Here is a 12,244-nt window from a genome sequence, read left to right on the forward strand (position 1 = left end):
GAGAAGCCTGATTTTCAGGCTTGCCACCCTTGCATATCATAGAAGAATCTTATTTACAGACTTTTTCTCACAGTCTCCGGAAAGTGAATTCTTTTTGGAATTGATTGAATGAGTTGAATTCTCCTTGGTCCCTGGAAGCTTATAACCTAGCTGAAAAGTAACCAATAAATCGACACCGAGCAGGAGGCTAATCATTAATTGATTAGCCCCTCTGGTCTACACATAATTTATCTGATACTTATACCTTTATATTTCGTAATTCGCATATTGAGATAACATACTTGCTGCCACCAGAACAAATTTTCTTGAATCAGCATCAAATTCACATTTACCTATTGTTTTTTGGTAATCATTGCCAGAATATTTATTTACAAATATAGCATTATAAATCTCAAGAATTTTTTCTTCAGGTGTAATCAATTTCTTTTTTTCTATTTGAGAAAAAGATTCATCCTCTTTTAAGAAACGACAAAGTAGTCCAGTACTAAATTCTTTAGTGTTTAATATATCAACCATAGGTTTTCCACTTTTTCCAGAAATAAACTGTTCATACATTGATATATCTACCATTTTCAATCCTATAATAATTGGAACTATACAAGATAACATAAATTGTCTAGCTTCTCCATCTGGAAATATACAATTCCATTTTTCATCATCATGTGTAGGAACATAGGCCGCAGTTCGTACCTGCCGATAAAAACGAGTTATTTCTCTTAATTGCATATTATAAACATCAATAATACGTCTAGAAATTATTTCTAAATAGTACCTTCCATTTAACTCTATATTCATGTAAAATTTCTTTTTGTCAACCGGAGGCAAGTTAATTCTTAAATAAAAGAATCGATCTAAATATCTACACGCATCAAATGAATCTCCATAATAATTTTTTATTGTATGCTGCAATTCCTCTGTGTTAATTGATAATACGTATGTAATTCTCTCATCGTGCATGTAATGTTTTATTTGTTCTAATAATCGAACTGTAAAACTGGGTTTACATCTATCCAATTCATCAATAAAAACTACTAATCGATTTCCACGCTCATTCAATGCTTCTGAAAAAAAATCTTTCAATTTTTCTTCTAACGCCTTTTGTTCTTTGAATTTTGAGAGTGGATTATCGCTCTTCAAATTTTCTATAATTCCCTTAAGATTTTTTCCACTAAAAACATCTAAAACTGCACCGCCCAATTTAAAAAAATCTGTATCAGGATCAAATGTATAGGTCATCCCCAACTGCTTCGCGATTTCATATACAAGTGACACAATAGGATCTGTATCATTATCATTTTCCCATGCATCATAATATATAGCAAGATTACAATCATCATAATTATCACTTTCAGTCAAGAATAATTTTGATAGTATCTTCTCTCTTTTTTCTTTTTCAATTATACTTACAGGGTTTTTTGCATTAATCACCATCGTAGATTGTTTTATAAAAAATGTTTTTCCGCTTCCCCATTTTCCATCTACCGCAATAGTACTTGCTCCCTTCTGCGCAAGCAACAGATTATAAAAATATGATAATTGCTGATTTCGCCCCAGCAGATCCGCTTCCAATGTTTTTATTAAATTTTCCTCTGTTGGCAGTATCTCAAAATTTTCCATTTTATCTTTCCTCATCTGAATTTTATTTCTTCCCTTACAAATAGCTGAAATTAGTCCTTTCCTTTACATATTTCTGGCAAATATTCATTCCAGTACCACTCACTATCAATAATTGATTGATATAACGCAGTTTTCCATGAATTAAGTGAAATGGATTTTTCATCTTTAATCAAATCTTGTAAAACTTCAACAGCTAGTTCCTTTTTTCCTTTTTGAAAACATTCTTTTAATCTTGTTTCCCGACTGCAATACTCTTCTGCTGCATGCAATTTATATATATTATTCAAGCAAAATCCTTGTTCAGAAAACGAATGACTTATTCGCTGTCTTTTCTCTTCAGATATATCAATTGGTGGATCTGCATAAAATTGAAATGAAACCGGTTCCATTTCTATAAGTTTTGCCTTCAGCCACACACAGTCATCAAAATTATCATAATATGGATGAAATGGCTCTTCTACACGATTATGAAATGTTGAATCTAACTTTCCAGTATTACAATCTGAACAAGCTGGAATAAGATTATAAGGTGTAACAGTGTAAGCAACATACTTTGATTTTGGCAAAAAATGATCCACTGTTTTTACTAAATTTTGTTGACAATAAGGACATTTTCCATAGGGTGCCAAAGCTAAGATTTTATCATAAAATGCTCTATTCGGTTGATTTTTCGGAACAAATCTTTGCGTATATAGAGCTTCAATATCTTCTTTAGTTGCAATATTGTCAATTGTGTCATGCTCAGGTATTATATGCAATTGTCCATGCCGAGCTAATTCATCATATTCTTCTGTTTTTTTCTTTATTTTTTCCTTAACTAATGTGATTCTCTTTTTTCGAGGATTTTGCATATGAACCAAACAATTATCTATAATCGTTTCCATATCAAACTGTGGCTTTTCTAACTTTTTCATTAAGTGTTTTCCTTATCATACATATACGCTCGAAGTATTGATTTGGCTTCTTTTCCAAGTTCTCCTTGAAACTCGTTGAGAGCTTTTTCATATGAGTTTTTCCTATCAGCAACATTCTTTAGAATTGTATGAAATCCAGTGCTTCCTACATCATAGCCAAAAATCTCTGTAGTTATTTCCCCCAGATTTTCTCCAAAAGTTTCAATTTCTGGATGTTCAAATTTTCGATACTTCCCATGTCCCCTAATTTTCCATACGCATCTTCTAGGCACTTCCTGCACAATAACAGGAGAATGGGTTGCAATAATAGCAACTCCATTTCTGTAACTCATTAACTCTGATAATGCCCGAATAAAAGCTGATACAAGCGGTGGATGTAAATGCTCTTCTGGTTCATCCATGATTACAAGTGTTTTTTCTTCTACAAAATTAACCAAATTTACAACCGTTAACAAAATAATTTTATGTCCTGAACTCAACTTTGAAAACTGATTATTAATAATTTCGCGAAAGAAATTCTTTTCAATATTATTTTTTTCTTCTATTGACTTTTCTGTTGCAAGTATCATTTTCTCTAACTTACTTTTTTCTTGAGATATCCAAGATCCTATATCTAATTCTTTAAACGTCGAATCTGTTTCTAGGATTTTAACAGAGCGTTTCCATAATTCATTTTTGGTAATGCTTTTAATCACATTCCAGTAGCTTTCAAAAAACATATCTGGCAATTGATCATATTTTACATTTCGCTTCCGAATATCATTTTCATAACGTACATCTATCAATCCAATATACTTATAAAATATCATTTTGTCAAAGACATCAACTTCAGTAATGGGATCATCAAACATACTAAAAGAAATATTAACAATATTTGAAAAGTTTCCTCCCCAGCCAGTAATGAATTCTCCATATGTATGCAAATCATTATTACATAATAAAGTTTTAAGCATTTTTTTTATAATTGTAGTTTTCCCTATTCCATTTTTTCCTATAAGGACATAAATATTACTTGGTGGGGTATTATTCTCTCCCTCCACATAAAAATCTAGCTCTAAATTTTCGCCAGTAGTAATGTCTTTATCAGGCAAAATGTATTTAAAATCATAATCTGTCAGGACAGCGCCACCATCCGCAATTCTATGAAACTGTTCTTTGACTGCATAATATGAAAAGTCTCTCATAAGAGAACGCTGAGTAACGCGTTCCTCGCGAACAGTCTCCAATAACTTCAAATCATACGCTATATCATGCAATGCTATTAGAATTTCTACACGTGGAATTCCTTCTCTTTTAAGATTTTTATAATATTCCAAACTTACACCAAGTGAAAAATAATCTGTAGGTAATGTTTCAAATTCGTCTGGAATATCTGGGCGATCTTCTGTTTGTCCAATTCTACCAATTCGTACTCCACCAATATGTTGATTTTTATAATACATTTGGTACATAGTTCGATATTCAAAATAATCATTCCAATTATCATTTGTCAAATAAACGATTTCTGAATTGGTCATCACACAATTTCTACTTACAATGTTAAACTTCATATGTGTTCTTTATTCACTCCCCACTATTATTTTGTAATAAATTCTAACTAATTTTCTTCTACTCGCAGAATTTTCTGATATTTCGCCAAACCATGTCAAATAAATAAAGTGGCGAGATGCTCACTGTAACATCCCGCCAGGCTCCTACTCTGTAAAATATAATTTGTTTGCTTAGATCATGTTTAATCTTTTATACTGATAGCAATTCAGCATTTTTATAGTATCTTCAATCTGTTTTTCATCCATTCCTGCAACATCAGCAATCTGAGCGATTGTATAGCCTTTATCGCACATTTTCATAATCATTTCTCGTTTACCAATTTCAATTCCAGCTTCTTTAATTTTCTGACTCAAATTACATATGGCACTCACATCCTCTCTGAAATCTTTTTCAATCGGAATCTTATATTCATTTTCTATAATATCCAGTTTTTCATCTACAGATAGATCTGAGACAACAGAGCTCCCAGTAATTTATGTAACTCATATTTTTCTTCATGAATAGGAATATCTTCCGATAGACCAATCATTACAATATTGATCAAATCAAGTTTTCCCTTCCAGGCATGTAAATTCACAATGCTTTCTTTTACTAGATGAATATGTTCCAGACTATTTTCAGTCATATTCATACAAACACAAATAGAATAAACGCATTTAATATCGTTATAGCTTGTCCAGGATGCTTTTCTGACCAAGTAACCTTTTCGCACTTTCATCATATTGTGCGTCTTTATCTGTCGTAAGAATTGAATTTTTAATCTCTGTGTTCAACGGTATTCTCCCTTTCTACAGTATATCAAATCTGTTCTTCGACTATATTGTTATTATACTCTAAAGTTGCAACTGTAACAATAATATTTTTCTATTTTAGTGTCCAAAAAGGACCGAACTTTACATAAATAAATGTAAAATCCGGCCCACTTCTCATGTTCTTATAACCAAACTGTACTCAAGATCTGGTGTTAAAAAATTTTTTCTAGGTTGTTTTACTGCACTGGACACTACACTGTTTTTGAGAATATACCATGCAATTTACTACTATTTTGTGCCACTCTTAAAAGTCTCCGAGTAATCAAAAAATACCGCAAAATCAAGTGTTTTTAATCTTTTCCATCAATTATACAAAATACCTGTCAAGTATGGGTGACATCTTAATAGTATCTGCGGAAGCCCTTATTTTATGCGGGTTTGTGGCATCTTCCAAACTGTTTTGACCACCTTTTGACCACCTTTTGGTATTTTTTGTATTATCAGTGTTATTTTCCATAATTTTCCTTTGTTATTTTTCTGGTATAGCCGGAACTTTTTCCTCTTCATATTTCTCCGAGAATTTATTAAATTCATCTGAAATATACTCCTGTTTCAAGTGTGTATAATATTCCGTCATGTTAACATGCGCGTGACCTACAATCTTGCGAACGGTAAATGGTGACATACCAGATTGATTCATTCTCGTGACAAAAGTATGCCGAAACTTATGCGGATGTACACTAAACAAATGTGGTTCCCGATTTTCTCGTTTGGCTAATTCTGTCTCTTTTTTTTCAATAATTTTCAATATCCGTGAACATTCTGCCGAAGCATATTGTGGAAGGTATGCTCCTCCTGGTTTTGTGGTAAAAATAAGATCAGGATATTTTTCTATAAAGGAATTATTCTTCCCCCATTCCGTTCCATATTTCTCTTTATCTACAAGTTGTTTTTGTTCCCAGGAGCGAAAAGCAGCTTCTACGCCTTCTGTCATAGGCACATAACGATAACTAGCTTTCTTTTTCGGCGTAGTAATCTGTTTCTTTGAGTATGTTTCCTCCAGGCGGTTCTTACTATCATCATAAAATACCGTCGTCTCATTTAAAGTTTTATAGACACGAATACGATGCTTTTCAAAATCAATATCAGACCACAAAAGTGCTGAAATTTCTCCTATGCGTAGCCCCGTATTTAACAGGATATAAAATAACTCATAATATCTTGTATTTTTAGCACCATTAAGAAATGCATCAACTTCCTCTTTTGATAAAACCTTTGACTCATCTTCCGTAATTGGATCAAACGTTATAGCTTCATGCTGCGAGATAGAAATACCGATTCCAGGGTTCATTGGAATCAATCTGTTATCTACTGCGCTCTGTAATAACTGTTTTACAATACTCAAAGTATGGGTCACAGAAGATGGCGCGTAGCCATCTTCCTGCAACCTTTCAACCATATTATGAATATGAGCTGGAGTAAGACAATCCAGCCTTACAGATCCAATAAAGTCGGTTGCTCTTTCAAAGCCGTCTACATATCCTCGGACTGTATTCGTCTTAATGCGTCCAATTTTATAAAGTTTCATCCATTCATCAAACCATTCCGAAACTTTATATTTTTTTGCTTTATCGCTGTAACCCATAATATATTTTGCTTTTTCCTGATCACGCCGCTTTTTCAGTCTGGCCAAATTAGTATCATATAAATAAAGTGCTTTCGGGGAGCCTGGTATATAATACTTGGCCTGATAGCGCCCATCTTTTCGCTGCGTAAGTCCGCGTCCTAATTCCTTGCCTTTTAAAGATTTACCCATATTGCGTTCATCCTTTCCAGGCCAGATTTTAAGTACATCAGCATATTAACACGTTCAAAAAAAATATTCAAGTCTCCTGTTCCTCCAGCCACTGCTCAAATTTTTTTCTATGTACAAGCGTTCTTCGGCCGATTCGGACACAAAATTCATTTTCAGCCATTATAGTACGAACTGTTTTTTCAGATAATCCAGTTAACTCACAAGTCTCTTTTACTGAAAGAAGAAGTTTCTCATTTCCCTCCCGTTCCTTTTTTTCAATTCTCATATACTTTTTCCTTTCAATATTACAAATTCATCTACAATGTACCGTTATTTTTCTCTTAATGCCAAAAACTTTTCAAGTGCTTCCTGCCTTGTTATCCCTTCCCGTTTGGATTTCGTCGCAACTGAATCCTGTGCAATGCCATATGCCATACAACATGCATTAAAGCTCCTAAATGTTTCATTACGGAATATGAATTGCTTTTGCAATTTTCTTTGATAAACATATACGATAGCTTCTTCAAGAGAACAGTTTGTTTCTTTTACACGCCTAAGAACCAATTTTTTCGTAATTCCTAAATCGCTATAACAGCTGTTCAGCGACTTATATTCTTTTCCCATTACAACGACCTTTTTTGCCTGTATCCAAGCATTTTTCTGAAAAGACGGGGTTTGATTTTGGGGTTTCATTTTTTGTTCGGCTTTTCGTTTTTTTCGTTCTTTCTTTTCCAGATAAAATTCCACCGCCTCAGTTACAGGAATCTGTTCCTGTATTATTTTTTTACAAACCCATTTATATGAAATACCTTGCTCTTTGCAACATATTTGAAGATCATCGTAAATCTGGTCACCTATTTTTATGGTTACATTTTGGGATATTTTCTTTTTTACTATATAATAATCGGCTGCTTCCGTTATAGAACAATTTTGGCGCTCGGCATAACCATAGACATCTCTATACCTAATCTGTAATGCTGTACACAGATCTTCCAAATTTTCAAAGCAGTCCCCATTTTCTAAATAAATTGGAGCTTTTGCTTGTAAAAGTAATTTTTCCTGTTTTCTTTTAAAATACTGTAACGCTTCCTGAGGTGTGCTATTGGTATTAATGATTCGATTATAAACAAGTCTGTAAGAAAGAGAAAGTAGTTTGCAGCATTCACGAAGGCTGACATATTTCACTCCTTCAAACTCTATAACACCTGTTCCAATTTTTTTATTGAGTTCTATATAGAACTTAATAGCCTCTTCATTAGAGCAATTATGCTTTCTTACATAGTTGTATACATCCGATCTTTTGATGCCATACTGTCTGCATTGTTCCGTTATCGGTGCGATTGATAAATATCTATCGTATTCTTGTTTCCTTTTTACTGGATGCTGAAGTAAATAGAAGTCAAGAGCTTCTTGCAAAGAAATATCCTGAGATAGACTTTTTAACCGGACTTGTTCTGCTTTCAGATTGTATTCTTTACAGCATAGTATGAAAGAAGGATATTCTTTGTTTCGGTAAGTAAATGGGGAAGGATTGAAATTTTTTCTATTTTCTGCTTGCTTGATACAGTAATTTAGTGCGACTGTTTTCGATCTTCCAGTCTCCTTCATACATTTTTTTACTGTACAGGCGGGTATTCCCATTTCTTCACAGCAGTTTTGAAATGATGGATACCATTTTCCTTTATATTGAAATTTCAATTTTTCGGCATGTTTGATCATTATTTCAAGTGATTCTTGAATCGTATAATCATATGTATAAATATAATTAAGCACACTATATTTATTCACTCCGTAAAAAGCACAACATTTATCAAGAGAAAGCCATTTTCGATTTCGAAAAACAAATGTTTTCTTTTCTTTAAGTGACAGGTAATGAGCAATAGCCTCTTCGAATGAACAATTCTTTTCACGTTTATATGTTAATACAGTACTGTAATTGATTCCCAGTTCCTCACAACATTTCTTCTTTCCAGAATATGTTACCCCTTCATATTCATAATAAAATTGTTCGTAATAATTCGTTTTTCGTCTGGGTTTATGCATAACTACTACATCCTTTCCAAAACAGGAATTTGACACAAAGCAGGAATCTGATTCCCCCTTTCCTGGTAATATATTATGACATTTGACAGAAAACAAAAAGCACCTGAAAATCATTTCTTCCATGATTTCCAGGTGCAAAGATATACACACTCTATGGTTATTTATCAAATACATTCCAATCCAAACTGGAATAAGAGTTTATGCAGTGTCTGCTGCCAAATGCCATTTTTATGATACCATCCATAAAAATTTGTGTCAATTTCATTCCTGTCTTTAATAAGTTCCATTTTTGTTGTTTCTTTGCAGCTTAGGCAGCAGCTTCCATTAGGTCTTCCTCTAAGAGATCCGCAAGCAGTTTCCCCCGATACCCAAAACCATTCACTTTTACCTTATTCTTGCGCAGTTCCTCAATTTCTTTTTTCCTGAGATCCCGGCTCTTGAATGCCAGAATCTTGTCCTCCTTGTTTAGCTTCTTGGTAAGCTGTTTCTGCCAGCGTAAAAGAAATACTTTCGCCTGCTCAATGTCCGCATTCTGGCGGTCATAATAAGTTCTCTTTTGCCTTACTGTACCATTCGGCTCCACTTCCAGTGTATAATAGGGCTTTTCAGGAGCATCTATTTTCCGCAAAAACAAAAGATAGGATTCCCTTTTTGCAATCCGTTCATAATAGGTATCTTTTCCTATGATGCAGTGTTTCAGTTCACTTCCTTCTTCCAGAATGTCTTCCACTCTTTGTGGGGCTATGATCTGAAAATTCCTGTACTTGTATTCATATTTTTTCAAGCTTTGACAGATGGAATCAATATCCGGGAACTTCTGTACGATTTCACAGGCTTTTAACGCCAAACCTTTGTCCTTAATCATCTGGACAACCTCATTATGGCGCTTTTCCAGCTTATTTACGCGGAATACAATGGCATCATTCACATCCATTCCAAGTCTTAATGCCATTCCCAGATAGTCTTTCCATGTATCAACAAGCTCTTTGGGAGGTTTCCTGCTATTTGCAGACTGCTTTTTCAGATAATTTTTGATCTGTTCCGGCCGCATCCTGTCCAGAATAAAGGTTACCTGTTCCGGACTGATTTCTGCTTGTGCCAGCCAGGTAATGACATCATCTTTTATTACCTGTTCATGCTTTTTTTCGTAGCGCAGCCATTGCAAGAATAAGTGGTCACCATTATTCTTTCTCAGTCTGTCCAAACGGAATTTATCAATTCCGAGGGCATGTCCCAATGAATCCGGTTTCTTATAATCAATTGTGATTTTCTTTTCCATAAGTTGTTTTACAAGGCTTCCCAGTCTTGCTTTTACAAGCTGTTCCAGATATGGAGACCGGCTTAACATGCAAAAATATGAGACTGGCTTTGCAGTTTCCTTTTTTCCCAGGTATTCATAAAACCCACTTCTTTTAAATATTTTATTCTCCATTCCATGAAGTGATTTTTTGTAAATTCTTCCCTCGTAACATGGTGCTTTCTCTTTCCAGCCCCCAAAATATGGACTATATCTTTCCAGTACACCACAGATCCACCTGTGTTCATTGGTTCCCTGGTAATACCCCATATAATATTCCGTTCCAGCAGGCGTATGTTCGTCATAGACAAATCTTCTTTGTTCCCAGCAATGGTACACCGGCTTATTATAGGCAAGCATATCATACTGTGCAGATGCTATAAATTCGCGGATAACCAGTCCATCCCCACATGTCTGTAAAAGATAGGAAGTTTCCTGTTCGGTCCTTACCCTGCGCTGTCGGCCAATTGCCTTATACCGGATCTGGTGTCGGCATTTCGGACAGGTACCTTTTTGATTGTGCTTTGGTTTCTTAATGGGAATCTCTTTTTCACACCAAGTACAGTATCCTGTGGTCTCTTTCTTTCTGGAATACTGGTAAAAGACAAAGTTTTGCGTGATACCGACTTTTCTTACCCACCTGTTCCAGTCTTTTGGCGTTTCATGTACCTGTTTCATAACCCGATCCCAGGCATCTGTTCGTTTCCGGTGTTTTTCCAGACGCTTTTTCCTCCGTAAATGCTCCTGGTATTCCAGGATTCCAAGATATACATTCTCGTCCTTGTATTTGTTGCCGATTGCTTTCCAGATTCTCTCCTGGCAGTCGGACGCACACCATGTATGCTTCCAGTTCACTCCTTTTGGAAAATCCAGCTTATCCAGCATTCTATCCGTCCACTTTTTCAGCCGATAATCGTAACTGGTAAAACACTCTTTTTTCGGATTGATAAATAACGTGTAAGAAGGACGTCTTCCACCAGATGCAAGAATCTCAGCAAAGAAAATCCCTACTTTCAAAATATTATCTTCCAGTTCCGTCCGTACATATAAACCGGTTGGATATTCCATTTTCTCATAGGGAACATTTGTAATTATCGGAATATCCTTACCAGCCAGTTCCAGCATTTCATCCGTTGCTTCTAACCGTTTCAGTTTCCAAAGCTTTTGTTTTTCCATAGGATTCGTTCCTTCCTTTTTTGTATTCAAACAGAGAAAGCTGCTGATTCTCTTTCATAACTTTTAGGGTTTTACTCTTCCATTCCAGCTACATAATCTGCTCCTTTGTCATTCTTTTCCAAACAAACCGTTTTCTGCATGAGATTATATTTTTCTTCCTACATTTTGACTCCTTTAACGACAGATACGGCAGGTTTCCCTGCCGTATCTGATCATTCTATAACTATTCTTCCGGATTTATAGGAAAATGCACATCAATAATTGCCGTTTTGGGATTATACTGTGCAATTTTTTCCTCATTTCTATTATAAAAGTATAGCTTATCTGTCAGAAAATCTTGTTCTGAAGTAGCTTCTTTTATTGAATCATGCATAACTTTGATGAGATCTTCCGGATATACATTTTTGGCCGCATGTATCATCGCTTCATGAATGCTTGTAAATACAATGTAAAAGCTGTCATTCAAAAGATCTGCTAGTCTTTGTGCAACACCTGGCAAAAAGACAGCCACAGCACCATTTGTCCGAAGGGCTGTCGAAAGACATAATCCTGCAAAATTCTCTCTATCCAAAAAATAAAGCTTTTCATCATTCATGAAATCATCTCCAGAGTAAAGGGGGGTTACAAGAAGTTCTTCCCATCTATAAATCCGAGGAGGGGTCATTAAAGATGTATTTTCCACTGCATTTTTCCAAACCTCTTCTTCTGTAAGCTTCCATTCTTTCAGGATATCTTTTCGGATCTTCATACTGGAAATACATCCATCCTGTCTTCCAAGTCTAAGATACTCTCCATAAATCTCCCGCAGCATGGAAGAAAACTGTAGATAAAGATCCATTCTGGGCGGAACAACAACCAGATCCGGACAGGCACTTTTAGCTTGCCACAAAGCCTGTCCTGTTTTTACCCCCTTTTGCTTGGCAGTATAATTTGCTGTCAGAACAATCCCATGTCTGGCCTCAGGATCTCCACCAACAGCCAGGGGCTTTCCGGCATGTTCGGGTTGATAGAGCATTTCCACACTGGCATAGTCGGGTAAGAGAAGAGCATTACTGTCCTTCCCTCCCCTAAGAACCGTACGTGATAGTTTCCCATCATA

The 12,244-nt window shown here is 35.2% G+C and carries 9 protein-coding genes; all 9 read right to left on the reverse strand.

Annotated features, from left to right (window positions below):
• Positions 1-246: 246 nt before the first annotated feature.
• Positions 247-1,617 carry a P-loop NTPase fold protein gene (locus tag ACESTK_RS20120; RefSeq protein WP_173717314.1) on the reverse strand — a complete coding sequence of 457 codons (1,371 nt, stop codon included), beginning with the start codon at positions 1,615-1,617 and terminating at the stop codon, positions 247-249.
• 50 nt (positions 1,618-1,667) lie between these two features.
• Positions 1,668-2,531 (reverse strand): HNH endonuclease, encoded by an 864-nt coding sequence (locus tag ACESTK_RS20125; protein WP_226854559.1) that lies wholly within the window; start codon positions 2,529-2,531, stop codon positions 1,668-1,670.
• Entirely contained in the window at positions 2,531-4,048 is a 1,518-nt protein-coding gene (locus ACESTK_RS20130) for an AAA family ATPase (protein WP_173717316.1), read from the reverse strand. The genes ACESTK_RS20125 and ACESTK_RS20130 overlap by 1 nt, the downstream gene beginning before the upstream one ends.
• Positions 4,049-4,252: 204 nt before the next feature.
• A complete protein-coding gene (locus tag ACESTK_RS20135) occupies positions 4,253-4,381 on the reverse strand; it encodes a hypothetical protein (protein WP_264294287.1) in 129 nt (42 codons plus the stop codon).
• 982 nt (positions 4,382-5,363) lie between these two features.
• Positions 5,364-6,650 (reverse strand): site-specific integrase, encoded by a 1,287-nt coding sequence (locus ACESTK_RS20140; RefSeq protein ID WP_226854560.1) that lies wholly within the window; start codon positions 6,648-6,650, stop codon positions 5,364-5,366.
• A 67-nt stretch (positions 6,651-6,717) separates the two neighbouring features.
• A complete protein-coding gene (locus tag ACESTK_RS20145; protein ID WP_226854561.1) occupies positions 6,718-6,915 on the reverse strand; it encodes a helix-turn-helix domain-containing protein in 198 nt (65 codons plus the stop codon).
• A gap of 44 nt (positions 6,916-6,959) precedes the next feature.
• Complete coding sequence (locus ACESTK_RS20150; protein ID WP_118584289.1) at positions 6,960-8,672, reverse strand: hypothetical protein; 1,713 nt, start codon at positions 8,670-8,672, stop codon at positions 6,960-6,962.
• Positions 8,673-8,979: 307 nt separating this feature from the next.
• Complete coding sequence (locus tag ACESTK_RS20155; protein WP_226854562.1) at positions 8,980-11,145, reverse strand: PcfJ domain-containing protein; 2,166 nt, start codon at positions 11,143-11,145, stop codon at positions 8,980-8,982.
• Positions 11,146-11,368: 223 nt separating this feature from the next.
• Positions 11,369-12,244 (reverse strand): DUF5688 family protein (locus tag ACESTK_RS20160; protein WP_373120598.1); only part of this gene is annotated, 876 nt, incomplete at its 5' end.

Origin of the sequence: Ruminococcus sp. Marseille-P328 (assembly GCF_964249465.1) — a bacterium.
Lineage (GTDB): Bacteria > Bacillota > Clostridia > Lachnospirales > Lachnospiraceae > Blautia_A > Blautia_A faecis.